This window comes from Bradyrhizobium sp. ma5 (assembly GCF_042258955.1).
Classification (GTDB): Bacteria; Pseudomonadota; Alphaproteobacteria; order Rhizobiales; family Xanthobacteraceae; genus Bradyrhizobium.
The window spans coordinates 1,526,710-1,549,368 of record NZ_CP170156.1; the positions used below are offsets into that span (position 1 = coordinate 1,526,710).

Consider the following 22,659-nt stretch of genomic DNA (forward strand, 5'->3'; position numbering starts at 1 on the left):
TGTGTGCGGTGGCTCACTTTTGAGTGGTCTTTCCCGGCTGCGAGCCGGCGCCATCGGTAAGCCCCCGAAGGCGCGCGCGTCTTGGACTGGGAGGCGCCGGAGGATTCCGGACTTGGACTGTCCGGCGCTGTGCACAGGGCCGGTTACTTCATCTGCCGTTCATCTCGTGGTAGCCAGATTGCAGGCCTGCACCTTGGTCCCGTCCTTCCGATGTCCGTCATCAAGAAAAGGCTGTCGACCGACATGCTGCCGCCGGGTCTCGACGAGCGGCAGCGCTACATGTTCTTCGCCGAATTGTTCGAGCATTTCTCCAACACCGGCGAGCTCGACCCGTCACCGGCGGTGCCGTTTCGCGCGACGATGAACTCGATCCATATCGGCACCACTCTGCTCGGCCGTTGCAACGGCAGCTTCACCACCGTGCGGCGCGAGCGGCGCCAGGTGCTGGCGACCAATGACGACCGTTATTGCCTGGCGCGCAACACCGGCGACCGCGCCTCGACCGTCACCCATCGCGGGCGCGAATTCCAGATGCGGCCGGGCGCGATGGTGCTGCTCAAGCTCGACGAGCCGTTCTTCACCGCCGACGGCGCCCACCACAAGCGCTTCACCAACGTCCACCTGCCGATGGCGACGTTGCGATCGATGGTCGCCGGGGTCGATGACCTGGTCGGCCGCGAGCTCGCGCCGGGCGGCGCGCTGTCGCTGGCGATGGACTATAGCGACCTGCTACTGCAATCGCCCGATGCCGTCGATGAGGCCGGCTTCGCCATCGCGGCGCATCTGTTGGATCTCGCAGCCCTCGGCCTCGGCGCCCGCGGCGATCTTGCAGCCGCAGCGCAACGCCGCGGACTTCGCGCGGTCCGGCTGAAGTCGCTGCTGATGATCCTCGCCAAGCGATTCACCGAGCCGGATTTCTCCGCGCACAAGCTCGCCGCCGCGACCGGCCTGTCGGAGCGCTATGTCAACGAGCTGCTCTATGAGGCGGGCGCGAGCTTCACCATGCGGCTGACCGAATTGCGGCTGACCAAGGCTGCCGAATTGCTGGTCCATGACAGCGAGCGGCGGATCAGCGACATCGCGTTCGATTGCGGGTTCAACGATCTGTCCTACTTCAACGGTTGCTTCCGCCGCCGCTTCGGCCTGACGCCGTCGGCGGCGCGCGGCACGTGATGCGGCCTTGCGCGTGGCAGCCTTGAATGTAACGGCCTTGAATGTGACACAGTGGTAATGTGACGCAACTTGAACCACCTGCCTGCGTTACCATGTGATGGCCATGCCCGAAGACGACATTTTCTCCCCCCACGCCACGCGATCGCGGCCGCCTTTCGGCGGGGCGCAGGCGCGCGGCAAGGTCATTGATCAGGACGGGCGCGAGCTCGGCGATGGCCCGCTGCATCCGCAGTTCCAAGGTTTTCAGGGAGCCTTTCCGGAACGCTTCAGCTTCGACTTCCGCAACTCCACCGCCAACCCGTTCGGCAATCTGACGCGCGAGGAGCGGCTCGCGCGGCTGGAGATGATCGCAAAGCTGCTCGACGTCGCCTTCGTCGTGCCGGGCACCAATGTCCGCTACGGCATCGACGGGTTGATTGGCCTGATCCCGGTGATCGGCGATCTCATCACCACCGCGATCTCGCTTTGGCTGGTGCGCGAGGCCCGTCTGTTGGGCGCGCCCTGGCACATCACCGCGCGGATGCTCGCCAATGTCGCCGTCGACGGCGTGGTCGGCATGGTGCCGGTGGCGGGCGATGCCTTCGACGTTATGTTCCGCGCCAATATGCGCAATGTGCGGATGCTGCGGCGCTGGCTCGACAAGCAGCCGAGGCTTTAACGTAGCTTCCCAAAACAAAAGCCCCCGGATCGGTCCGAGGGCTTTTCGTTGTGAGACGAGCAGAATGGTTATGCGGCGTCGGCGTCGGTCTGGACCGGCTCAGCGCGCGGACGGCGCGGCAGCGGGAAGCCTTCGCTCTCATACAGCGAACGGATGCCGTTCTGGTCGAAACGGGCTTCCTCGACCTGGAGATAGGCGCCGTTCAGCGAATCCGCCGGCAGCTGCTCCATCGCGAACTGCACGGCCTCGGCAGCAGTGCCGAAACGGCGGTAGGCGAAGCCGGCGCGCTTCTTCTTGCGGATCGCGGCAGGGAACAGTTCGGCGGACGTGTTATAGTTGAACGGACGCAGGGGACGCATGGTCGACGACCTCTTGTGTTCTTGGCATAGAGCGGCGAAAGGGATTTTGGGGGACGGCGGCCTATAATCGGCGGCGCGCCGTACATGTCATTTCGATCCCTAATATAGGCCTCTTTGACAAAAATGCGACCCCAGAAGCGCCCCCGGCAGGGCACATCCTGAATCCGCGCATAGCACGCGGTCAATCAAATTAACTCCATTTTTTTCAATGGCTTATGGCCATTAAATCTTGTCGAGCCAGGCCAAGATCGCGACCACGATCAAAATCACCCCGAAAAGTCCCATTCCGGAGTGGCCGAGACCATAGCCATAGCCGCGGATACGGCCGCTATAGCCGCCCAGCAGGATAACCAGCAGGAGGATGATGAGGATCAGTCCGAGCGACATGGCGCCCTCCTCAGAAGAGGCGGCAGCCGCTCGGCGAGACGCCGACGGCCCCGCGAATTCGGAGCAAAGCACATTCCGGGGCGCGAGTCGTTAAGGCTGCCGGCCGATCACGAGGATGTTGTCGGGCGCCGGGGCGGCTATTTCTTGCTCTCGTCGATCGGGAGCACCTTCAGGGGGGTCGGATAGGCTCGACCCGCAGCGAGTCGCTGGCGATCAGGCCGATCTTGTGCAGCGGCGCCTGTTCGAGTTCGCCGGAAGCGGATTTGTGCACCGCGTATTGCCAGACGCTCATCGAGCCCTTGGCGACCAGCATCTTGGCGATGCCGCCGGCATTCTGGCCTTCGACCTGGGCGAGGTCGGCGTCCGTCAGGCCGATGACGATTTCGTCCTTGGAAGTGATGACCTTGAACAGCGAGATCTTGTCGGCGGCGAACGCCGGCAGGCTCACGGCGCTGCCGATGATGAGACTGGCAAGACCGAGACCAAACAAAAGCTTTGCTGGAATCCGTGACATCAAAATTTCCTTGTGTTTACGCGCGCGGACGGACGGCCGGGCAAAACAAAACCCCGCGCGACCGGTTCTTGGTCGCGCGGGGCGGAGAAATTGTTCGATATGAGGTCAGATATTTGCCAGACCCGCCGTCGTCATTGCCGGGCTCGACCCAGCAATCCATCACGGAGAAGCGCTCTCTCTTCCGATGGATGCGCGGGTCGAGCCCGCGCATGACGAGCGGAGTTGGCCGCCGTTACTTCTTCTCGTCCAGCTTCAGCGCTGCCGAGTTGATGCAGTAGCGCAGGCCGGTGGGGCCGGGGCCGTCGTTGAAGACATGGCCGAGATGGCCGTCGCATTTCGAGCACAGCACCTCGGTGCGGACCATGCCGTGGCTCACATCGTGCTCCTCGTCGACATGGCTCTCGGCCGCGGGCTTGGAGAAGCTCGGCCAGCCGCAGCCGGAATCGAACTTCTGGTCGGATTCGAACAGTGTCTGGCCGCAGCCGGCGCAGACATAAGTGCCCTTGCGGGGATCATGCTCATATTCGCCGGTGAACGGCCGCTCGGTCGCCTTTTCCCGCAGCACGGCGTACTGCATCGGCGTCAATTCCTTGCGCCACTCGGCCTCGCTCTTGCGGACCTTGCCGTCGATTTTGGTATCGGACATTCAACCTCCTTGGTTTGATCGTCATTGCGAGGAGCAAAGCGACGAAGCAATCCATCTTTCCGCTTGCCGCGACATGGATTGCTTCGCTTCGCTCGCAATGACGGGAAGCGTCGCCTCAGTTGGTGGCCTTGGTGCCGCTCACCAGCGTCGGCTTCTCGATGTAGTTCTCCGCGAAGATCTTCTTCAGGTTCTCGACCTTCGGGATGTCGTTATACGCAATATAGGGCTGGCTCGGGTGCAGCGTCAGATAGTCCTGGTGGTAGCCCTCCGCCGGATAGAACGCCTCCAGCGCGCCGACCTTGGTGACGATCGGCTTCTTGTAGACCTTGGCCGCGTTGAGCTGGGCGATATAGGCATCCGCCACCTTCTTCTGCTCGTCGCTGGTCGTGAAGATCGCCGAGCGATACTGCGTGCCGGAGTCGGGGCCCTGTCGGTTCAGCTGGGTCGGGTCATGCACGACCGAGAAGAAGATCTGCAGGATCTTGCCGTAGGAGATCTTCTGCGGGTCGTACTTGATTTCGACGGACTCGGCGTGGCCGGTGCTGCCGGTCGAGACCTTCTCGTAATCGGCATTGGCCTTGCTGCCGCCGGAGTAGCCGGACACCGCGCTGACGACGCCGGCGGTGTGCTGGAACACGCCCTGCACACCCCAGAAGCAGCCGCCGGCGAGCACCGCGGTCTTGACGCCGGTTTCCGGCGCGCTCGCGGCCGGCGGCGGAATGACCACGGCGTCCTCGGCGGCAAGCGAGGGCGCAACGGCAAAAGCGGCAACAGCCAGCGCGCCGATCGCGGCGGCGCAAAGCGAGAGGCGGCTGAGGGAGCTGGGCATGGGTTCCTCGTGGGATCGCAATTGGGGGCCAGTCTAGAGCGGGAGCCGGCATTGGCAATCGGGCCGGGCTGCTCCGACACTTCAAAATACGGGCGAGGGGGCGTTTTGTTACGGCGCCGGACACACGGTTTCGTGAGGGAAATGCCGGTCATTCAAGGGGGTAGGTGCCTTGCGCCCGTCATCCTGAGGAGCCGCGGAGCGGCGTCTCGAAGGATGCACGGCCCGACTGTTGGCCGTGCATCCTTCGAGGCTCGGCTCGCACCTCCAGCGACAAAGGCGAAGCCTTTGCGCGGGGATGACGGGTCTATGGAGCGCGCGGGACCTCTACACCACGATGCTGAGCCGCTTCGCGGCCCGCGTGATGCCCGTATACAGCCACCTCGCGCGCGAGTCCTGGAACGCAAAGCTCTCGTCGAACAGCACGACGTCGTCCCATTGCGAACCCTGCGACTTGTGGACGGTCAGTATGTATCCGTAGTCGAACTCGTCATAGGGCTTGCGCTGCTCCCACGGAATGCCCTCGATGCCGCCGTCGAAGCATTCGCCGCGCACCGACACCTTGGTGACCTTGTGACCGAAATCCTCGTCCGGCATCACGCGCATGGTGATGATCTTGGACTTCGACTGCGCGCGCGCCTTGACCCGCCACAGGCCGCCGTTGAACAGCGCCTTCTTGCGGTTGTTGCGCAGGCAGACCAGCTTGTCGCCGGCGACGGGGAGAGGATCTTCGATGTTCAGCCGCTGCCGCATCCGCATGTTGTAGGCGCGGCGGGTGTTGTTGCGGCCGACCAGCACCTGGTCGGCGCGCATCACGCGGTCCGGATCGAGCTCCTTGCGCGACACCACCTCGCTCTCGCCATGGCGGCCGATCTCGAGCTCGCGGCCCTCGCGGATATCCATCGACATCCGCACGATCGGATCGTCCTGCGCCTGGCGGTGCACCTCGGTCAGCATCGCGTCCGGCTCGGCGTCGGTGAAGAAGCCGCCGCCCTGGATCGGCGGCAATTGCGCGGGATCGCCGAGCACCAGCAGCGGGCAGTCGAACGACATCAGATCGCGGCCGAGCTCGGCGTCGACCATCGAACATTCGTCGATCACGATCAGCTTGGCTTTTGATGCCGGCGCGTCGTCCCACAGCTCGAAACTCGGCTGCTCGACGCCGGACTCGCGGGCGCGGTAGATCAGGGAATGGATCGTGGAGGCGCTGTCGCAGCCCTTGTTGCGCATCACCAGCGCCGCCTTGCCGGTGAAGGCCGCGAATTTCACCTCGCCGTCGACGCCTTCGGCGATGTGCTGGGCGAGCGTGGTCTTGCCGGTTCCGGCATAGCCGAACAGGCGGAACACCGGCGGCGTCCCGTTCTTGCCCGGCTTGGCTTTCAGCCAGTCGGCAACGGCTTTCAGCGCGGAGTCCTGGTGCGGCGTAAAGGTGGTCATGTTGCTTTCGGAAGAATGAGCGCGCGACCGATAGCGCCGCGACTCACACCCGCACAAGCTAAACATTCATGCGTCCCAAGCAAGCCGTCTCCCGCCGCGCGGAATTGGGGTTTCGCGCCCGAGGCTGGACTCGGTCTGCCCCGCCACTAGACTGGCCGAAAACAACAAGCGGTCGGGGATGCGACCTTGGGAGTGACGCCATGAAATTCGGCATCTTTTACGAGCTGCAACTGCCGCGCCCCTGGAACGACGGCGACGAGCTTAGGCTCTACCAGAACGCGCTGACACAATTGGAGACCGCCGACCGGCTCGCCTACGACTACGCCTGGGTCGTCGAGCATCATTTCCTCGAGGAGTATTCGCACTCGCCGGCGCCGGAATCCTTCCTTGCCGCCGCGAGCCAGCGCACCAAAAACATCCGGCTCGGCCACGGCATCTTCCAGCTCACTACCAATCATCCCGCGCGCGTCGCCGAGCGGGTCGCGGTGCTCGATCTGCTGTCCAACGGCCGCTGCGAGTTCGGGATGGGCGAGAGCGCATCGATCACCGAGCTGACGCCGTTCGGCCGCGATATGGAGACCAAGCGCGAGGTGTTCGAGGAGGCGGTGCAAGCGATCTTCCCGATGTTCACCAAGGTCGGCACCGAACATCACGGCAAGTATTTCGACATCCCGCTGCGCAATGTCGTACCGAAGCCGGTGCAGAAGCCGCATCCGCCGCTCTGGATGGCCTGCTCGCAACTGCCGACGATCGAACGCGCCGGGCAGAACGGATTTGGCGCGCTCGGCTTTCAGTTCGTCAGCGCCGAGGCGGCGCATGCCTGGGTGCACGCCTATTACAACGCGATCACCAAGCGGCTGAAGAAGCTCGCCGATTACGAGATCAATCCCAACATGGCGCTGGTCTCGTTCTTCATGTGCGCCGAGACCGATGAAGAGGCGCGCAAGCGAGCCGACGGCGCGACCTTCTTCCAGTTCGCGCTGCGCTATTACGGCCAGGCGCAGAACCGGCAGCGCCCGGCGCCCGGCACCGTCAACATGTGGGACGAGTACAACAAGTGGAAGCGCGAGAATCCGGAGGCGCAGGAGGCCGCATTGCGCGGCGGCCTGATCGGCTCGCCGGAAACCTTGCGCAAGAAGCTGCGGCGCTTCCGCGCCTCGCATATCGACCAGGTGATCCTGCTCAACCAAGCCGGCAAGAACACCCATGAGCACATCTGCGAGTCGCTGGAGCTCTTCGGGAAAGAGGTGATGCCCGAGTTCCAGCACGATCCCGAGCACGATGCCTGGAAGAAGGGCGTGCTTGACGGCTCGATCCAGCTCGAGGAGATCGACACCCAGGCGTTCTCGGACCGCTATGGTAAACTCGCGGTCAATGTCGCCCCGAAGACCGCAGCCGCAGGCTGATGAATTGATGTGCAGCGACCTCGCGATCGCGTGAAGAAAATAATTCGCTACGCGCGACCTGCGCCTTGAACGAAACGGCACGCGCGATGCCTGCACCGAAGTGCAGGCATCGCTATTTTTTTGCGGCGCTCGACAGCTTCATTCGCGCGCCCCATCATCCTGGCATCGCATGATCGCGTGTTGAGAAACGCGCTTGATCGTCAGGAGAGTTTTGGAATGAAGCGTCGTGAGTTCCTCCAGCTGTCGTTCGTCGCAGCCGCCACTGCCGCGCTGTCACGAAACGCGCAGGCCCAGACGGACGCGAAGGAAATTCGTATCGGCTACCAGAAGAACGGCGTGCTCGTTATCACGCGCCAGCGTGAGGCCTTGGAAAATCATTTCAAGCCGCAGGGCGTGAGCGTGAAATGGGTCGAGTTCTCATCGGGTCCGCCGATGATGGAGGCGATGAATGTCGGCAGCGTCGATTACGGCGCGGTCGGCGACTCGCCGCCGATCTTCGCGCAGGCCGCGGGTGCGGCCATCGTCTATGCCGCCGCGCAACCCATCATCAATGGCTCCGGCATCCTGGTGCCGCAGAATTCGGCAATCACGGCCATCGCCGACCTCAAAGGCAAGCGTGTCGGCTTCACCAAGGGATCCAGCGCGCACAACGTCGTGATCCAGACGCTGGAGAAGGCCGGGCTGACCTATGAGGACATCACGCCGGTCTATCTGACGCCGCCGGACGCAGGCCCGGCCTTTGCCAATGGCGGCATCGATGCCTGGGCGATCTGGGATCCGTATTTCGCGATCGCCGAGACCAAGCAGAACGGCCGCATTCTGGTCAAAACGCGCGACATCACCAAGACCAACTCGTTCTACATCGCCAACCGCGACTTCGCGAACAGGCACGGCGCCCTGCTGCAGCAGATCGTCGATGTCACGACATCGACCGCGGCATGGGCGCAGGCGCACCCTGACGAGGTCGCGAAATCGCTGGCCGCCGTCACCGGCGTCCCGCTCGATATCCAGACCATCGCGGCGAGGCGGGCCGGATTCTCGGTCGGCCCCGTGACCGACGACATCATTGCGACCCAGCAGGGCGTCGCCGACCGCTTCTTCAAGCTCGGCCTGATCCCGAAGCAGATCGCGATCCGCGACATCGTCTGGCGCAATACCCAGACCTGATCGGCGCGCGCTTGGTCAATTCAATGCAGAGGATATTCCCATGACGCGTTTGTTTCGACGCTGGGTTGCCCGCGCGGTGCTGTCGGTCAGCATCGTCGCGGCGACCGTCGGCGCCTCCTACGGCCAGGAGAAGGTCGTCCGCATCGGCTATCAGAAGTACGGCAAACTGGTGCTGCTGAAGAGCAAGGGCTCGCTCGAGGAGAAGCTGAAATCTGTCGGCGCCAAGGTGGTGTGGACCGAGTTTCCGTCGGGGCCGCCGCTGCTCGAAGCGCTCAATGTCGGCGCGATCGATTTCGGCAACACCGGCGAAGCGCCGCCGATCTTCGCGCAGGCCGCCGGCGCGCCGATCCAGTATGTCGCCTATGAGCCGCCGGCGCCGAAAGGCGAGGCGATCCTGGTGCCGAAGGACAGCCCGATCAAGTCGGTCGCCGATCTCAGGGGCAAGAAGGTCGCGCTGAACAAGGGCTCCAATGTCCACTATCTGCTGGTGAAGGCGCTGGAGAAAGCCGACGTCAAATATTCCGAGATCGAGCCGGTGTTCCTGGTGCCGGCCGATGCCCGCGCGGCGTTCGAGCGCGGCGCGGTCGATGCCTGGGTGATCTGGGATCCGTTCCAGGCCGCGGCGGAGGCTGCGACCGGCGCACGCACCGTCGCCGACGGCACCGGCGTCGTCGCCAACTATCAGTTCTACTTCGCCTCGAAGAAGTTCCTGCAGACCGATCCGAAGATCGTCGAGCTCGTGCTGGCGCAGCTCAGTGAAGTCGACGACTGGGCCAAGGGCGATATCCACGCCGTCGCCGAACAGCTCGCGCCGAGCATCGGCCTGTCGGTGCCGGTGGTCGAGGTCGCGCTGAAGCGGCAGGCCTACGGCATCAAGCCGGTCACCGATACCGTGATCGCGGATCAGCAACAGGTCGCCGACACGTTCTTCGCGCTCGGCCTGATCCCCAAACAAATCAAGATTTCCGACGTCGCATGGAGACCGGGCACGTGAGCACCCCAACCAACGCCAACATCCTCTGGTTCCTGCCGACCCACGGCGACAGCCGCTATCTCGGCACGGCGATCGGCGGCCGCGAGGTGAATTTCAACTATCTGCGCCAGATCGCGCAGGCCGCCGACCAGCTCGGCTATTACGGCGTGCTGCTGCCGACCGGGCGGAGCTGCGAAGACTCCTGGGTGGTGGCCTCAGCCGTCGCGCCCTGGACCGAGCGCCTGCGTTATCTGGTGGCGGTCAGGCCCGGCCTGCAATCGCCGAGCGTTGCCGCCCGCATGACCGCGACCTTGGACCGGCTGTCGAACGGTCGTCTCTTGATCAACGTCGTCACCGGCGGCGATCCGATCGAGAACAAGGGCGACGGCATCTTCCTCGACCACGACGAACGCTACGCGGTGACGCGCGAGTTCCTCAACGTCTATAGCGATCTGCTGGCTGGCAAGACGGTCAATGTCGAAGGCAAGCATATCCGGATCGAGGACGGCCGCCTGTTGTTCAATCCGGTGCAGTCGCCGCGCCCGCCGCTGTATTTCGGCGGCTCGTCGGATGCCGGCATCGACGTTGCGGTCGACACCGTCGACAAATATCTGACCTGGGGTGAGCCGCCGGCGCAGGTTGCCGAGAAGATCGCCAAGGTGAAGGCCGTTGCCGCGCAACGCGGCCGCAAGCTGTCGTTCGGTATCCGCCTGCATGTGATCGTGCGCGAGACCAACGCGGAGGCGTGGTGCGCCGCCGACGAATTGATCCAGTATGTCACCGACGACACCATCGTTGCCGCGCAGAAGATCTTCGCGCGGATGGATTCGGTCGGCCAGCAGCGCATGGCGCAGCTGCATGGCGGACGGCGCGACAAGCTCGAGATCAGCCCGAACCTCTGGGCCGGCGTCGGCCTGGTGCGCGGCGGGGCCGGCACCGCACTGGTCGGCGATCCCCAGACCGTCGCCGCGCGGATCAAGGAGTATCAGGACGTCGGCGTCGATACCTTCATCATGTCGGGCTATCCGCATCTTGAGGAAGCCTATCGGTTCGCCGAGCTGGTGTTCCCGCTGCTGTCGCTGGCGCAGCCCGGCAACGTGACGCCGATCCGCGTCAACACCGGGCCGTTCGGCGAGACCATCGGCAACGACTACCGTCCGCAGAAGCAGGCATCGCAATCATGAGTCTCATCGACAGTCTCCCGCGCCTCGGCGCGCCCAAGCTACCGAAGGTCGACGGCCTGATCCCGTGGATCGTGCCGCTTGCGATCGTGCTGGTCTGGCAGCTTGCCTGCGTCACTGGCTTCGTACCCTCGCGGGTGCTGCCGGCGCCGACAGATGTCGCGCTGGCCGGGTGGAAGCTATTGCTGTCCGGCGAACTGGTCCGCAACATCTGGGTCAGCTTCTGGCGCGCCTCGATCGGCTTTGTGATCGGTGGCGGCATCGGCTTCGCGTTCGGGCTCGCCAATGGGCTGTCGCAACTCTCGGCGAAGCTCACCGACACCACGCTGCAGATGGTGCGCAACATCCCGCATCTGGCGCTGATCCCGCTCGTCATCCTGTGGTTCGGCATCGACGAGTCGGCAAAGCTGTTCCTGGTCGCGCTCGGTGTGTTCTTCCCGATCTATCTCAACACGCTGCACGGCATCCGCACCGTCGATCCGCAGCTGATCGAGATGGGCCGCATCTACGGCATGACCGACGGCGAACTGTTCCGCCGGGTGATCTTCCCGGGCGCGCTGCCCTCGATCTTCGTCGGGCTGCGCTTTGCGCTCGGCATCATGTGGCTGACGCTGATCGTCGCCGAGACCATCGCGGCCTCGTCGGGCCTCGGCTACATGGCGATGCAAGCGCGCGAGTTCATGCTGATCGACGTCGTCGTGCTCTCGATCCTGATCTACGCCTTGCTCGGCAAGCTCGCCGACAGCGCCTCGCGGGCGCTGGAGCGGCTGACCCTGTCGTGGCACCCCGCCTTCCAGAAGAAGTGAGAATGAGAATGCAAGAAGCGCTTCGTTTCGAGCCGGTCGACGCCGAACCGGTCGACCACGCCGACATCGTCGTGAAGGCGCGGCATTTGCGGCGCGTGGCGGAAGGGGCGGCCCGCGGCCTGTCGCTGACCATCCGCGGCTTGCGCAAGGCGTTCGGCGACAATGAGGTGCTGCGCGGCATCGACCTGCACATCCCGGCCGGCCAGTTCGTCGCGATCGTCGGCCGCAGCGGCTGCGGCAAGAGCACGCTGCTGCGCCTGGTCGCCGGCCTTGATGCGCCGACGGCGGGAAGCATCGCCTTCGGTGAACAACCCCGGGCGCAGGACGTCCGCGTCATGTTCCAGGAGCCGCGCCTGCTGCCCTGGGCGCGGGTGCTGTCCAATGTCGAGGTCGGTCTGGGGCGCGAGCGCTCGTCGGCGGATGCACAGGCGCGCGCCGAGCGCGCGCTGGTCGAGGTCGGTCTCGGCGACAAGCGCGACCAATGGCCGGCGGTGCTGTCAGGCGGCCAGAAGCAGCGCGTGGCCCTGGCGCGGGCGCTGGTCAGCCAGCCGCGCGTGCTGGCGTTCGACGAGCCGCTCGGTGCGCTCGATGCGCTGACCCGCATTTCGATGCAGCAATTGCTGGAGCGCGTCTGGCGCGACCAGGGCTTTACCGCAATCCTGGTGACGCACGATGTTGCCGAGGCGGTCGCGCTCGCCGACCGCGTGCTGGTCATCGAGGACGGCCGGATCGCCGAGGATGTCACGATCGACCTGCCGCGGCCGCGCCGGCGCGGTTCGGCCGAACTCGCCGCGCTGGAAGGCGAGATCCTGAAGCACCTGCTCGAGGGCAGCGAAGACACGTCCGGTCTGTGAGGTCGCCATGAATTCCATCGTCCGCAATGTTTCGATCGAGCCCGCGGTGGCGGCCGATGAATTCCGTGGCGCGATGCGCCATCTCACCGGCGGCGTCAGCGTCATCACGGCCGGCCGGGGCAAGGAAATCTCGGGAATGACGGTGACCTCGGTGTCGTCGCTGTCGGTCGAGCCGCCGTCGCTGATCGTCAGCATCAACCGCGCCGCCTCGTCATGGCCGCTGATCGCGCGCCATGGCGTGTTCGGCGTCAACATCCTGACCGCGGATCAGCTCGACATCGCCGAGCGCTTTACCGGAAAGGGCGGCCTGAAGGGCGCCGACCGGTTCACGGGTGCCGAATGGACGACGCGCGCCTCGGGCGTGCCGTTGCTGGTCGGAGCGCTGGCTGCGATCGACTGTGAGGTCGAGGAGGTCATCGAGCGGCATTCGCACGCGATCGTCATCGGTCGCGTGCTCGATGTGATCGCATCGGAGCGCACCGCCGCGCTGGCGTATTGGCACGGCGAATATGTCGCGATCGACCGCGACGAAGACGCCGCCAGGCTGGCCGAGGTCAGCCTGCCGTCACGTCACGTCCATGCCCGGGGCGTGCGTTAGAGCGCTTTCGAGCGAAGTGGATACCGGTTCGCGTGAAGAAAACGCGTCAAAACAAGAATCTAGAGCTTCGGTTCTGATTCAATCAGAACCGCAGCTCTAGCTCATGATCGCGGTCAAGGTCGCGGGCGTGTCAATGATCACGTTGCTGCCGCGGACGCTGGACCAGACGGCCTGAATGGTTTGAGGGGCATTGCTGAGCGGGATGCCGGCCACCAGTGTCGTCGGGACACGGCCGCTGGCTTGCGGGACCGGCTCGTTGTAGGTGAAGCCCGCGACGACCCCGGAATCACACCGTTGACGGTGATCCCGAAGCTCCCGCCGGGCGTATCGTTGCCCGTGGCGTACGGGAACGGGACGTTCAGGATGATGATGGCGGTAACGCCGACACCCTCGGGGAGCGTTATCGCGAGGCCTTTGATCGGTGTAAAGGAAGCGGAGTTGGTGGACAGGGTGCCGCTGGTCTGCACGTAGAGGGCCATATCACTCTCCAGTTGTTGAAATGCAAAAGCACAATAGGGGATTGAATGCGGGAACTGCCCGCAAGACTCAAGGGATCAATGGCAAGGGGAACGGCAAGGGGGCTGGCGCGGCATGTTGGCCGTGGCGCTTTGGCGGCAAGCGCACTAAAAGCCGCGGATGTTTCGCAGACGTGACGGTTCGATGAAGCGCGTGGGAGCCTGGCTGTTCTATCTCGTCGGCGCAATCGCCGTCGCTTATCTCGCGCTCTATGCGTATGTGACCTTCACCGGCCGCGACATCACACCCGGCGATCCGATCCGGATCTTTCGCAAGCCCGATGCGCCCAACTATTCGTGAGGCGCGGCAGTCGCGGCGGGTTTGGTCCGCCGCTCCTCTTTCTCAGCCGGCGCTTGCCATGCGCTGATAATCGGGCGCGCCATTGCCGGCCGGGGTGATCGGAATGCCGCCGTCGGCATATTCGTTCAGCTTGTTGCGCAGCGTGCGGATCGAGATGCCGAGGATGTTGGCGGCATGGGTGCGGTTGCCGAGGCAGTGCTTCAGCGTTTCCAGGATCAAATCGCGTTCGACGTCGGCAACGGTGCGGCCGACCAGCGCGCGGGTGACCTGCTCCGCGGCCAGCGTGGCGTGCGCGACCGCGGGCGCGGTCTTGGCGAGGTCGAGGCGGTCGCCGTCGGGGGTCAGGATCGCGTCCGCACCGATCTCGTCGCCCTGCGCCATCAGGACCGAGCGATGGATGGTGTTCTCGAGCTCGCGGACGTTGCCCTGCCAGCGGTTCGCGGTCAGGACGCGGCGGGCGTCGGCAGAGATCGGACGGACCGCCACGCCGTTGGCTTCGGCATATTTCTTGGCGAAATGCTGCGCCAGCTCGAGGATGTCGGCCGGACGATCGCGCAGCGGCGGGATCTTCAGGTTGACGACGTTGAGGCGGAACAGCAGGTCCTCGCGGAAAGAGCCTTCGCGCACCGCCTCCGACAGATTGCGGTTCGAGGTCGCGATGATGCGGATGTCGACGGGGACCGGCTTGGTGCCGCCGACGCGGTCGATCACGCGCTCCTGGATCGCGCGCAGCAGCTTGGACTGCAGGCGGACATCCATCTCTGAGATTTCATCGAGCAGCAGCGTGCCGCCGGTCGCTTCCTCGAACTTGCCGATGCGGCGCGCCACTGCGCCGGTGAAGGCGCCTTTCTCATGGCCGAACAGTTCGGATTCCAGGAGGTGCTCCGGGATCGCCGCGCAGTTGATCGAGATGAACGGCCGCTTGGCGCGGGCCGAGCGGGAATGGACATAGCGCGCCAGCACTTCCTTGCCGGTGCCGGACTCGCCGGTGATCATCACGGAAGCGTCGGAGCCCGCGATCTGCTGCGCGAGCTTGATCACCCGGCCCATCGCCTCGTCGCGATAGATCAGATCGCGTGCGTCGTTGGCGACCGCGGCGAGCACCGCTGCGATCAGCTCGGGGTCGGGCGGCAGCGGGATGTATTCCTTGGCGCCGGCGTGGATCGCGGCGACCGCGGCGCGGGCATCGTTGGAGATGCCGCAGGCGACGATCGGCACGTGGATGTGTTCGGCCTCGAGCCGCATCACGAGGTCGCGGATGTCGAGGCCGACATCGACCAGCAGGAGGTCGGCGCCCTTGCCGCTGCGCAGCACGTTCATCGCCTGCTCGGCGGCCTCGGCGTGGGTCACCGAGGCGCCGTTGTCCATCGCGATCTTGGTCGCGGTCGTGAGCTGGCCCTTCAGGGTGCCAACGATGAGAAGCCGCATGATGATCTCCTGTTCGTCTGGTCGCGCAGGTTCCGCGCGCTACCGTCAAATTGTTACGAGCGTTCTGCCTTGATGATTTCGGTCATGGTCACGCCGAGCTTGTCTTCCACCAGCACCACTTCACCACGCGCCACCAGGCGATTGTTGACGTAGATGTCGATCGCCTCGCCGACGCGGCGATCGAGTTCGAGCACGGTGCCCGGTCCGAGCTTCAGCAGGTCGCCGACGTCCATCTTGGAGCGGCCGAGCACCGCCGAGACCTGCACCGGCACGTCGAACACGGCCTCGAGATCGGCGGCGATGCGCGCGGCATTTTCGTCCTCGTTGTAGCCGATGTCGTCGATCCCGGGCGCGTCGGCGGCGTTGAGATCGGGAAGCGGGACGTGGGTGTCGGTGTCGCTCATGGTTCAGCCCTCAATCCTTCAGCCGGTCTGGCCGCGGGACGCCAGATAGCGCCCGACGAGTTCGTTGATCTTGCCTTCGATCGCGGCGCGTTCCAGCACCACGCCGCCGTCGGCCCATTCGATCCGGCAGTCGCCGGTCGCAATCGTGGGCTCGGCCAGGATCACCAGCCGGCCCTGGAAGCCGGAATGTGCGGCCATCCGCTCGATATTGTCGTGCGCCGCCTCGTAGAGCGCGTCATTGATACGGACCACGAGATGCGGCGTCGCCACCAGATGCGAGAAGCAGTCGGAGACCAGCGCGGTGATCTCGCCGAGCGGCTCGCGTGCAACCAGTTCGGAGCAGAGCTTGCGGGCGACCGCGACCGCGACGTCGACGGCCTCGGTCTCCATCCGGGTCTCGATGCCGCCAAAACGGGCGGCGATGCCCTTGATCGCGGTCCCGATCTCTTCCAGCGCTTGCGCCGCGCGGCGGTCGCTCTCGACCTTGGCCTCGCGCAGCGCGGCCTCGTAGCCGGCGCGATAGGCCCGCGCCTCGGCGTCGGCGACCTTCTGCGCGACCTCGGCCGGGGTCGGGGCGCGCTCGTGCGAACGGTCCGGTGCCGAGAAGTCGGTGTCGAACAGGAATTTCGCGGGTGCGGCCATCAGTACACCAGCTCGTCGTCGGCGCGGTTCTTGGTCAGGGTGATCTCGCCGCGGGCGGCGAGGTCCTTGGCGAGATTGACCAAGAGCGCCTGGGCCTCGTCGACGTCGCGCAGGCGCACCGGGCCCATCGCGGCCATGTCGTCCATCAGCATTTTGCCGGCGCGCGAGGACATGTTGCCGAGGAAGAAGCTGCGCACCTCCTCGTTGGCGCTCTTCAGCGCGACGCCGAGCTTGTCCTTGTCGATGTTGCGCATCAGCGTCTGGGCCGAGGCGGAATCGAGCTTGATCAGGTCGTCGAAGGTAAACATCAGCGCCTTGATGCGCTCGGCGGATTCGCGGTTTTCCTCTTCCAGCGAGGTGATGAAGCGGGTCTCCGTCTGGCGGTCGAAATTGTTGAAGATCTCGGCCATCACCTCATGGGCGTCGCGGCGGCGGGTCTGCGACAGGTTCGACATGAACTCGGTGCGCAGCGTCTGCTCGACGCGCTCGATCACTTCCTTCTGCACCGCCTCCATCCGCAGCATGCGACCGACCACGTCGAGCGCGATGTCCTCGGGCAGGATCGCCAGCACGCGCGCGGCGTGCTCCGGCTTCAGTTTCGACAGCACCACGGCGATGGTCTGCGGGTATTCGTTCTTGAGGTAGTTGGCGAGCACCTCTTCCTGCACGTTGGAGAGCTTCTCCCACATGTTGCGCCCGGCGGGGCCGCGGATCTCGTCCATGATGCCGGTGACGCGCTCGGCCGGCAGATATTGCTGCAGCAGCCGTTCGGTGGCGTCGAAATTGCCCATCAGCGCGCCGGAGGCCGACATCCGCGAGACGAATTCCAGCATCAGGTCCTCGACCACGTCGGCCTCGACGGTGCCGAGCGTCGACATGTGGACCGACAGCTCGCGGACCTCCTCGTCGTCGAGCATCGACCAGATCTTGCCGCCATATTGCTCGCCGAGCGCGAGCATCAGGATCGCGGCGCGCTTCGGACCGGGCAGCGGCTTGCCCTTGGCGCGGCCGCTCTGCCGGCTCGCCAGCGTCGAGAGGACGGTGGCGATGTCGTTGGCGTTGGTGGTCTGGGGTACGGCGGCCATGTCAGTTCTCCACCGGCTCGCTCAGCCATTGACGCACGATGGAGACGGTCTCGTTCGGATTGCGTTCGGCGAGTTCGCCGACCCGGTGCACGGCCTGGGCGTGGACCTGGCCCTGGATCTGGGCGACGTCGATCAACTGCGCCGCGCCGCTGCCGCTCGGGATCAGCGCCTGGCTGGATGCACCGGCGCTCTCGGCATGGGCTTCGGCCAGCGCGGGCAGGCCCGCACCGCCGGCCAGCGCCGGGATCACGTCGGCCGCCACGATGCGCTTGACCAGCGGGCGCACCACCATGAACAGCACGACGAGGCCGAGCATCATCATGACGCCGAGCTCGATGACATACATCACGTCATCCTTGGTGAACTGCAGCATGCCGAGCAGGCCGGTCGGCTCGGCGATTGGCTGCGCGGTCGGCGGCTCGGCGAAGCGCAGGTTGACGACCTCGACCTGGTCGCCGCGCTTCTGGTCGAACCCGATCGCGGAACGGACCAGGGCGGCGATGCGGTCGAGCTGCTCCTTGGAGCGGTCCTGGTAGACCATCTCGCCTTTTTCGTTCTTGGCGTAGGCGCCGTCGACCAGCACCGCGACCGAGATGCGATTGACGCGGCCGGCCTCGGTCACCTCGGTCTTGGTGGTGCGGGAAATCTCGTAATTGTTGGTTTCCTCGCTCTTCTTGCTCTGGTCGCGGGCGCGGACCGCGTTGTCCTGGTTCTGGTTACCCGGCAGTTCGTTGTTGACGGTGACCTGGCCGGAATTGTCGGCGGTGGCGCTCGATTCCTCGCGGGTCTGGGTCGAGCGCAGCACGCGACCTTCGGGGTCGAACTTGTCCGAGGTCTGGGTGATTTTGTTGTAGTCGAAGTCGGCGGAGAGCTGGACGCGGGCGCGCCCGGCGCCGACCACCGAGGAGACGATGTCCTCGACCTGCTTGCGCATCCGCTTCTCGAAGGCGGCGCGGCGCTCGTCGCCGACCGCGGCATCGGCATCGGATTGGGCGCCGTCGGCGAGCAGCTGGCCGGCCTCGTCGACGATCGAGACCCGCTGCGGCTTCAGCCCGTTGACGGCGGAGGCGACAACATGGCGGATCGCGCGGATCTGCTGCGGCTCCAGCGCGCCGCGCACCCTGAGCACGATCGAGGCTGATGGTTCCGGCGTCTCGCGCGAGAACAGCGGCTTTTCCGGCAGCACGAGGTGGACGCGCGCGGCCTGGACGCGGTCGATGGCGCGGATGGTGCGGGCCAGCTCACCCTCCAGCGCGCGCAGATGATTGATGTTCTGGACGAAGCTCGTGGTGCCGAGCGCATCCGACTTGTCGAAGATCTCGTAGCCGACGCCGCCGCCCTTGGGCATGCCGCCCTCGGCGAGCTTCATCCGGAGCCGCGTCACCTTGTCCTTCGGCACCATGATCGCGGCGCCGTCGCTGCGCAGCTCGAACGGGATCGCCTGGCGCTCCAGCTCCTTGATAATGGCCGAGGAATCCTCGGTCGACAGGTCGGTGAACAGGGTGGTCATCTGGGGCGTGGTGACGCGCATGATGACGAAGGCGAAGAAACCGATCAGGGCCGCGGTGACCGCAACCATAGCCGCGAGGCGGGCCGCACCTAGACCTCTGAAGAAAGCAACCAGACTTTGCACCAACGGCCCCCAGGGATTCGGCCCAAGCGGGTCCGACTGGGCAAATATTGCCTAGGGTATGGTTTCCATATGGTTAACGAAGGTTAAGAACCGCGGCAAAAACGCGGACATGAAAAAAACCGGCTTCGCAAAGCGAGGCCGGTTTTCGTTAAATACCACTATTTTGGCGAAACTTACTGCCGGTACTGCTGGATACGTGTAGTCCGCAGTCCGGCCAGACCATGCTGGTCGATCGAGAACTGCCAGGAAAGGAATTCATCGACGGTCAACGTGTAGCGGCTGCAGGCCTCCTCAAGGGAGAGCAGGCCGCCGCGGACCGCAGCGACGACTTCGGCCTTGCGGCGGATGACCCACCGCTTGGTACCGGGGGCCGGCAGGTCCGCAATCGTTAACGGGCTGCCGTCAGGCCCGATGACGTATTTCACCCTCGGGCGATGGGGTTCTGTCATGGCGTACTCACAAACTCTCAACCACTGAACTCGCGATAGGTAACCTACGCCCACCGGTTTAAAATTTGCCTAAGCCCAAGGCTTCAATACGATTCTCGTTGGAACGGCCGGGAACAGGGTGGCGGATTGGGCGCTTGGGAGCGGTGTGATACCGGTCTTAACCCCTCCCATCTGGCCGCCTGGCAAGCCGCATCTGCGGCTGATCCAGCCCCGCTGGGAACAGAAGCCGACCTTCGGTCGGGCGTTTTCCCGCTGTGTCGTCGACCTCACGCGAGGTGAACATTGGTCAAGCTTCCCACCTGTTCAACTATCCTTGATCTCCCCAGCGACGTCGCGCGTAACCAATCGCCTTTGTGTGCGTAGAAGAGATTGTCCGCTCACCGCAGGTGCGCGTTTCCTCAATCACTCGATCCGAGCCTTTATCATGATGATGAACAGACGCATCTTCTCGACTGCCTTGCTTGCCGGCGCGGCAGCTTCGCTGGTGTCCTCGCGCGGCATCGCCGCAACCACGCCGCCGGTGAAGGCGCGCAACGTCGTGCTGGTGCACGGCCTGTTCGCGGACGGTTCGTGCTGGTCGGAAATCATTCCGCGCCTGCAGGCCGCAGGGCTCAATGTGACGTCCGTGCAAAATCCGCTCACCACGCTGCCGGAAGCGGTCGCCTCGGCGCAGCGGGTGCTCGATCGTCAGGATGGCCCGACCCTTCTGGTCGGCCATTCGTTCTCAGGCATGATCGTCACCGAGGCCGGCATGCATCCGAATGTTTCGGCGCTGGTCTATATCGCCGCGCGCGCACCCGATGCGGATGAGGACTACACCGCGCTGGCCAAAACCTATCCGACGCCGCCCGCGAGCGCCGGCATCGTGTTCGATGGCGATGAGGGCCGGCTGAGCGAAGCCGCGTTCCTGCGCGACTTCGCCGGTGACATCCCGGAAGCGAAAGCAAAGGTGCTCTATGCCGTGCAGCAGCCGTTCCACAAGCAACTGCTGGCCGGCAGAACCAGCCACGCGGCCTGGCGCAGCAAGCCGAGCTACTACGCCGTCTCGACCGAGGACCGCACCATCAATCCGGATCTCGAACGCTTCATGGCCAAGCGGATGGGTGCCACCACGATCGAGGTGAAGGCCAGCCATCTCGCGCTGATCTCGCAGCCCGATCCGATTGCACGGCTGATCCTCGACGCCGCGGGACGATCGGAGTGAGGGGCGGCTCCTCCCCGCATCGATAACGAAACTCCCCGGGAAGGTGGAGACGTTCCCGGGATCGCTTTGCGTGCGCTCTTGTCCGCTCGATCCGGAGCCGCCAGACGACGAGTCTCCGGGGGGCACTGCCCTGTCGAACGTGGCAAATGGCCGATATCCGGCGCGATTCAAATTTTGATCAAGGGCGATACGTCGACGGAGCAGCGACGGCTCTCAGCTGCGGATCGAGAACGGTCCTGCGTGCGCGATCCTCAACTTTGGGATTTGCAACGGCGGCGGAAATGTCCCGATCGACCGCGCGCACCGCAGGCTTGCGCTTGGTGCTGAGCGCGTTCAGGAGCGCCGCGGCGGCGATCATCATCAAGACGCCTCCGAGACTGACCGCGATCTGCATCGAAAGCCGGTTCGAAATGTCGAGCGGATCAAGCTGGCTAACGAGCGCCAGCAGAACGCCAAGACAATAGATCGGCAGCGAATTCTCGCCACAGCACCGCGCGCTGCGCAGGATCGGCGTCGATAGTCCTCGCCAACCGGCGGGAACGAGCCATGACGTCACGATCGCAAGAGCCAGGAAATGCAGTAGCCGCAATGGGCTCAGATTCGATTTGTCCAATGGAAAGAGCAGATCCGTCACGGCCTGCGGCAGCACCTTGAGGTCCTGGCCGAGCGCGAGGACGAGGCTCATCACCAGAAAGAGAGCGGAAAGGATCAGCGCAGGGCGCGACGTCATCCATTCCCGGATCGTCTTCCCCTCGACGACGTACCATGCGCCCAACACGACCAGAAACTGCCATGCCAGCGGATTGAAGAACCAGAAGCCGTCAGGCCAGGCAGGAACACGCCAGCCGAAGACATGCGCCAGCGCATAAAGCAGCAGCGAAACGCCAAGCGTCACGTTTGGTGCGCGCAGCAGCAGCCACAACAACGGTGCGAACAAGACGTGACAGATCACAAAGACCGGCAAGACATCGGTATTGACAGGGCGGAATTGCAGGATTGCGGCGTGAGCGAGCGTCGCGCCCGGGCGCTCGAACAGAACCGTTGTATTGCTCTCGTCGGCAAGATCGCCGCCTGCGACGTAGACGAGCACGGCGCAAGCAAGCACAAGCAGGAGGAACGCGACGTAGATGTTCCATCCCCGTCGCAGCGAACGGCCGATCATGCCCCTCCAGCCGTCACGTTGACGGGCTCTGCCGTAGGCCAGCGCGCAAGTCACGCCCGAGATGAACATGAAAATCTCGGCCGCATCGCAGAAGCCGTAGTTGCGCAGCGTCAGCCAGCTTCCGACGTTGTTTGGAATGTGGTCGAGAAATATCCACCATAACGCGATCCCGCGGCAGACGTCGATGCGCGGGTCGCGATCCGTCGATCTGAATTCCGGCGGAGTTTCGCCGATCAATCGCTTCGAGGTGTGGGTTCGATCATGCATTTGTCGATCTGTCTGGCGCGCGCACGGCTCTCCGTCGGGCACAGGTCCACGGGACGCTTTTGATGCTCCAGGGCATGCGCGTGCCGGATCAGCCTCCGGCCAAGCCATGGGATTGTACGCTCCAGCTACCCGAGGGTTGGCGGCGCTTTTGCCCGCCAGCCGCAGTCACGGGGCCCGGAACGATCGCCGTCTTCCGGCGGCGCCTGCAGGACTTCGCCGACGAGCGGTATCGAAAGCTGCTTTCGCATTTCGGCGAGGCGGGCACGACAGTACTCGTGATAAAGCATGTCGAATATGGTGGACATGATCGAACGCCTTCCTGATCACTGAGGTTGACTTCCCACGTGACAGATTTCGACCATTTCAACCGGCGGCCAAAAGCCAGCAGTGCCGCAGGCACTTTATGTCCGACAAATTCTGCTTAGCGATTTGGCTAAAGCAGCGAAATAAGATCGGTATCAGCAATCTTTCAAAAATGACCTGCCCGCGGCTCCGTAAACCGGATCAATTGCGAACAGGGGCATCAACTGCTCTACGCTTGCGCGTCGCCAGGGATGTCCAATGAATCCGATGGCGGCAATTAC

The 22,659-nt window shown here is 64.5% G+C and carries 25 protein-coding genes and 2 pseudogenes; 11 read left to right on the forward strand and 16 right to left on the reverse strand.

Translation table 11 applies throughout. From position 1 onward, the window contains the following. The first annotated feature begins 210 nt into the window (after positions 1 to 210). Both ACE103_RS07130 and ACE103_RS07135 read left to right on the forward strand, forming a co-directional pair. Positions 211 to 1,173, forward strand: coding sequence for a helix-turn-helix domain-containing protein (locus ACE103_RS07130; protein WP_375778847.1), 963 nt, complete (start codon positions 211 to 213; stop codon positions 1,171 to 1,173). A 97-nt stretch (positions 1,174 to 1,270) separates the two neighbouring features. Next, positions 1,271 to 1,831 carry a DUF4112 domain-containing protein gene (locus tag ACE103_RS07135; protein ID WP_375778848.1) on the forward strand — a complete coding sequence of 187 codons (561 nt, stop codon included), beginning with the start codon at positions 1,271 to 1,273 and terminating at the stop codon, positions 1,829 to 1,831. A gap of 68 nt (positions 1,832 to 1,899) precedes the next feature. On the opposite strand, the gene ACE103_RS07140 is transcribed toward ACE103_RS07135, so the two are convergent. The 6 genes from ACE103_RS07140 to ACE103_RS07165 form a co-directional block, all read right to left on the reverse strand. Continuing rightward, positions 1,900 to 2,190, reverse strand: a complete 291-nt coding sequence (locus ACE103_RS07140) for a hypothetical protein (protein WP_223969674.1) — start codon at positions 2,188 to 2,190, stop codon at positions 1,900 to 1,902. A 222-nt stretch (positions 2,191 to 2,412) separates the two neighbouring features. Next, a complete protein-coding gene (locus tag ACE103_RS07145; RefSeq protein ID WP_074131060.1) occupies positions 2,413 to 2,577 on the reverse strand; it encodes a DUF3309 family protein in 165 nt (54 codons plus the stop codon). A 169-nt stretch (positions 2,578 to 2,746) separates the two neighbouring features. Beyond that, positions 2,747 to 3,091, reverse strand: a complete 345-nt coding sequence (locus ACE103_RS07150) for a hypothetical protein (RefSeq protein ID WP_375778849.1) — start codon at positions 3,089 to 3,091, stop codon at positions 2,747 to 2,749. A gap of 232 nt (positions 3,092 to 3,323) precedes the next feature. Beyond that, positions 3,324 to 3,737 (reverse strand): peptide-methionine (R)-S-oxide reductase MsrB, encoded by a 414-nt coding sequence (msrB, locus tag ACE103_RS07155; protein ID WP_375778850.1) that lies wholly within the window; start codon positions 3,735 to 3,737, stop codon positions 3,324 to 3,326. Positions 3,738 to 3,852: 115 nt separating this feature from the next. Then, the gene (gene msrA, locus ACE103_RS07160) at positions 3,853 to 4,566 is read right to left on the reverse strand and encodes a peptide-methionine (S)-S-oxide reductase MsrA (protein WP_375778851.1); all 714 of its coding nucleotides are present in this window, start codon (positions 4,564 to 4,566) and stop codon (positions 3,853 to 3,855) included. Positions 4,567 to 4,890: 324 nt separating this feature from the next. Continuing rightward, on the reverse strand, positions 4,891 to 6,000 hold the full coding sequence (locus ACE103_RS07165) for an ATP-dependent RecD-like DNA helicase (RefSeq protein WP_223969670.1): 1,110 nt from the start codon (positions 5,998 to 6,000) through the stop codon (positions 4,891 to 4,893). A gap of 200 nt (positions 6,001 to 6,200) precedes the next feature. Between ACE103_RS07165 and ACE103_RS07170 the strand changes: the two genes are divergently transcribed. The 7 genes from ACE103_RS07170 (at position 6,201) to ACE103_RS07200 (ending at position 12,985) form a co-directional block, all read left to right on the forward strand. Further along, entirely contained in the window at positions 6,201 to 7,406 is a 1,206-nt protein-coding gene (locus ACE103_RS07170) for an LLM class flavin-dependent oxidoreductase (RefSeq protein WP_375778852.1), read from the forward strand. A gap of 216 nt (positions 7,407 to 7,622) precedes the next feature. Further along, positions 7,623 to 8,573 (forward strand): sulfonate ABC transporter substrate-binding protein, encoded by a 951-nt coding sequence (locus ACE103_RS07175; RefSeq protein ID WP_375778853.1) that lies wholly within the window; start codon positions 7,623 to 7,625, stop codon positions 8,571 to 8,573. Positions 8,574 to 8,613: 40 nt separating this feature from the next. Further along, positions 8,614 to 9,567, forward strand: a complete 954-nt coding sequence (locus tag ACE103_RS07180; RefSeq protein ID WP_375778854.1) for a sulfonate ABC transporter substrate-binding protein — start codon at positions 8,614 to 8,616, stop codon at positions 9,565 to 9,567. Continuing rightward, entirely contained in the window at positions 9,549 to 10,730 is a 1,182-nt protein-coding gene (gene ssuD, locus ACE103_RS07185) for an FMNH2-dependent alkanesulfonate monooxygenase (protein WP_375778855.1), read from the forward strand. Before ACE103_RS07180 ends, ssuD begins: the two co-directional genes overlap by 19 nt. Beyond that, positions 10,727 to 11,533: an ABC transporter permease subunit gene (locus ACE103_RS07190; protein ID WP_375778856.1), complete on the forward strand. Its 807-nt coding sequence runs from the start codon at positions 10,727 to 10,729 to the stop codon at positions 11,531 to 11,533. The genes ssuD and ACE103_RS07190 overlap by 4 nt, the downstream gene beginning before the upstream one ends. Positions 11,534 to 11,541: 8 nt before the next feature. After that, positions 11,542 to 12,387: an ATP-binding cassette domain-containing protein gene (locus ACE103_RS07195; protein ID WP_375781033.1), complete on the forward strand. Its 846-nt coding sequence runs from the start codon at positions 11,542 to 11,544 to the stop codon at positions 12,385 to 12,387. Positions 12,388 to 12,394: 7 nt separating this feature from the next. After that, positions 12,395 to 12,985 carry a flavin reductase family protein gene (locus ACE103_RS07200; protein ID WP_375778857.1) on the forward strand — a complete coding sequence of 197 codons (591 nt, stop codon included), beginning with the start codon at positions 12,395 to 12,397 and terminating at the stop codon, positions 12,983 to 12,985. Positions 12,986 to 13,081: 96 nt separating this feature from the next. Here the strand turns inward: ACE103_RS07200 and ACE103_RS07205 are convergent. Then, positions 13,082 to 13,204: pseudogene (locus tag ACE103_RS07205) on the reverse strand (hypothetical protein); the annotation flags it as partial. A 137-nt stretch (positions 13,205 to 13,341) separates the two neighbouring features. Continuing rightward, a pseudogene (locus tag ACE103_RS07210) lies at positions 13,342 to 13,464 on the reverse strand (hypothetical protein); the annotation flags it as partial. Between the two features lie 181 nt (positions 13,465 to 13,645). On the opposite strand from ACE103_RS07210, the gene ACE103_RS07215 reads away from it, so the two are divergent. Beyond that, positions 13,646 to 13,801 (forward strand): hypothetical protein, encoded by a 156-nt coding sequence (locus ACE103_RS07215; protein ID WP_171947754.1) that lies wholly within the window; start codon positions 13,646 to 13,648, stop codon positions 13,799 to 13,801. A 42-nt stretch (positions 13,802 to 13,843) separates the two neighbouring features. Here the strand turns inward: ACE103_RS07215 and ACE103_RS07220 are convergent, their stop codons facing one another. The 6 genes from ACE103_RS07220 to ACE103_RS07245 form a co-directional block, all read right to left on the reverse strand. Beyond that, on the reverse strand, positions 13,844 to 15,229 hold the full coding sequence (locus ACE103_RS07220) for a sigma-54-dependent Fis family transcriptional regulator (protein WP_223969662.1): 1,386 nt from the start codon (positions 15,227 to 15,229) through the stop codon (positions 13,844 to 13,846). A 53-nt stretch (positions 15,230 to 15,282) separates the two neighbouring features. Continuing rightward, positions 15,283 to 15,633: a flagellar motor switch protein FliN gene (gene fliN, locus ACE103_RS07225; RefSeq protein ID WP_021076999.1), complete on the reverse strand. Its 351-nt coding sequence runs from the start codon at positions 15,631 to 15,633 to the stop codon at positions 15,283 to 15,285. 18 nt (positions 15,634 to 15,651) lie between these two features. Next, complete coding sequence (locus tag ACE103_RS07230; protein ID WP_375778858.1) at positions 15,652 to 16,275, reverse strand: FliH/SctL family protein; 624 nt, start codon at positions 16,273 to 16,275, stop codon at positions 15,652 to 15,654. Next, positions 16,275 to 17,360 carry a flagellar motor switch protein FliG gene (gene fliG, locus ACE103_RS07235; RefSeq protein ID WP_223969659.1) on the reverse strand — a complete coding sequence of 362 codons (1,086 nt, stop codon included), beginning with the start codon at positions 17,358 to 17,360 and terminating at the stop codon, positions 16,275 to 16,277. Before fliG ends, ACE103_RS07230 begins: the two co-directional genes overlap by 1 nt. A gap of 1 nt (position 17,361) precedes the next feature. After that, the gene (fliF, locus tag ACE103_RS07240; RefSeq protein ID WP_374708006.1) at positions 17,362 to 18,939 is read right to left on the reverse strand and encodes a flagellar basal-body MS-ring/collar protein FliF; all 1,578 of its coding nucleotides are present in this window, start codon (positions 18,937 to 18,939) and stop codon (positions 17,362 to 17,364) included. Between the two features lie 227 nt (positions 18,940 to 19,166). Then, positions 19,167 to 19,442, reverse strand: coding sequence for a DUF1153 domain-containing protein (locus ACE103_RS07245; RefSeq protein WP_002714638.1), 276 nt, complete (start codon positions 19,440 to 19,442; stop codon positions 19,167 to 19,169). Between the two features lie 424 nt (positions 19,443 to 19,866). Here ACE103_RS07245 and ACE103_RS07250 point away from each other — a divergent pair, with 424 nt between their 5' ends. Continuing rightward, positions 19,867 to 20,646 (forward strand): alpha/beta fold hydrolase, encoded by a 780-nt coding sequence (locus ACE103_RS07250; RefSeq protein ID WP_375778859.1) that lies wholly within the window; start codon positions 19,867 to 19,869, stop codon positions 20,644 to 20,646. Positions 20,647 to 20,824: 178 nt separating this feature from the next. Here the strand turns inward: ACE103_RS07250 and ACE103_RS07255 are convergent, their stop codons facing one another. Together ACE103_RS07255 and ACE103_RS07260 are read right to left on the reverse strand one after the other, a co-directional pair. Beyond that, entirely contained in the window at positions 20,825 to 22,183 is a 1,359-nt protein-coding gene (locus ACE103_RS07255) for an OpgC domain-containing protein (RefSeq protein ID WP_375778860.1), read from the reverse strand. Between the two features lie 17 nt (positions 22,184 to 22,200). Beyond that, a complete protein-coding gene (locus tag ACE103_RS07260; RefSeq protein WP_375778861.1) occupies positions 22,201 to 22,380 on the reverse strand; it encodes a hypothetical protein in 180 nt (59 codons plus the stop codon). Positions 22,381 to 22,659 lie beyond the last annotated feature (279 nt).

Bases quoted from the DNA above. Each gene is read 5' to 3' on its own strand.
- ACE103_RS07130 (WP_375778847.1), top strand. From the start codon at position 211: ATGTCCGTCATCAAGAAAAGGCTGTCGACCGACATGCTGCCGCCGGGT.
- ACE103_RS07135 (WP_375778848.1), top strand. From the start codon at position 1,271: ATGGCCATGCCCGAAGACGACATTTTCTCCCCCCACGCCACGCGATCG.
- ACE103_RS07140 (WP_223969674.1), bottom strand. From the start codon at position 2,190: ATGCGTCCCCTGCGTCCGTTCAACTATAACACGTCCGCCGAACTGTTC.
- ACE103_RS07145 (WP_074131060.1), bottom strand. From the start codon at position 2,577: ATGTCGCTCGGACTGATCCTCATCATCCTCCTGCTGGTTATCCTGCTG.
- ACE103_RS07150 (WP_375778849.1), bottom strand. From the start codon at position 3,091: ATGTCACGGATTCCAGCAAAGCTTTTGTTTGGTCTCGGTCTTGCCAGT.
- msrB (WP_375778850.1), bottom strand. From the start codon at position 3,737: ATGTCCGATACCAAAATCGACGGCAAGGTCCGCAAGAGCGAGGCCGAG.
- msrA (WP_375778851.1), bottom strand. From the start codon at position 4,566: ATGCCCAGCTCCCTCAGCCGCCTCTCGCTTTGCGCCGCCGCGATCGGC.
- ACE103_RS07165 (WP_223969670.1), bottom strand. From the start codon at position 6,000: ATGACCACCTTTACGCCGCACCAGGACTCCGCGCTGAAAGCCGTTGCC.
- ACE103_RS07170 (WP_375778852.1), top strand. From the start codon at position 6,201: ATGAAATTCGGCATCTTTTACGAGCTGCAACTGCCGCGCCCCTGGAAC.
- ACE103_RS07175 (WP_375778853.1), top strand. From the start codon at position 7,623: ATGAAGCGTCGTGAGTTCCTCCAGCTGTCGTTCGTCGCAGCCGCCACT.
- ACE103_RS07180 (WP_375778854.1), top strand. From the start codon at position 8,614: ATGACGCGTTTGTTTCGACGCTGGGTTGCCCGCGCGGTGCTGTCGGTC.
- ssuD (WP_375778855.1), top strand. From the start codon at position 9,549: ATGGAGACCGGGCACGTGAGCACCCCAACCAACGCCAACATCCTCTGG.
- ACE103_RS07190 (WP_375778856.1), top strand. From the start codon at position 10,727: ATGAGTCTCATCGACAGTCTCCCGCGCCTCGGCGCGCCCAAGCTACCG.
- ACE103_RS07195 (WP_375781033.1), top strand. From the start codon at position 11,542: ATGCAAGAAGCGCTTCGTTTCGAGCCGGTCGACGCCGAACCGGTCGAC.
- ACE103_RS07200 (WP_375778857.1), top strand. From the start codon at position 12,395: ATGAATTCCATCGTCCGCAATGTTTCGATCGAGCCCGCGGTGGCGGCC.
- ACE103_RS07215 (WP_171947754.1), top strand. From the start codon at position 13,646: ATGAAGCGCGTGGGAGCCTGGCTGTTCTATCTCGTCGGCGCAATCGCC.
- ACE103_RS07220 (WP_223969662.1), bottom strand. From the start codon at position 15,229: ATGCGGCTTCTCATCGTTGGCACCCTGAAGGGCCAGCTCACGACCGCG.
- fliN (WP_021076999.1), bottom strand. From the start codon at position 15,633: ATGAGCGACACCGACACCCACGTCCCGCTTCCCGATCTCAACGCCGCC.
- ACE103_RS07230 (WP_375778858.1), bottom strand. From the start codon at position 16,275: ATGGCCGCACCCGCGAAATTCCTGTTCGACACCGACTTCTCGGCACCG.
- fliG (WP_223969659.1), bottom strand. From the start codon at position 17,360: ATGGCCGCCGTACCCCAGACCACCAACGCCAACGACATCGCCACCGTC.
- fliF (WP_374708006.1), bottom strand. From the start codon at position 18,939: ATGGTTGCGGTCACCGCGGCCCTGATCGGTTTCTTCGCCTTCGTCATC.
- ACE103_RS07245 (WP_002714638.1), bottom strand. From the start codon at position 19,442: ATGACAGAACCCCATCGCCCGAGGGTGAAATACGTCATCGGGCCTGAC.
- ACE103_RS07250 (WP_375778859.1), top strand. From the start codon at position 19,867: ATGATGATGAACAGACGCATCTTCTCGACTGCCTTGCTTGCCGGCGCG.
- ACE103_RS07255 (WP_375778860.1), bottom strand. From the start codon at position 22,183: ATGGCTTGGCCGGAGGCTGATCCGGCACGCGCATGCCCTGGAGCATCA.
- ACE103_RS07260 (WP_375778861.1), bottom strand. From the start codon at position 22,380: ATGTCCACCATATTCGACATGCTTTATCACGAGTACTGTCGTGCCCGC.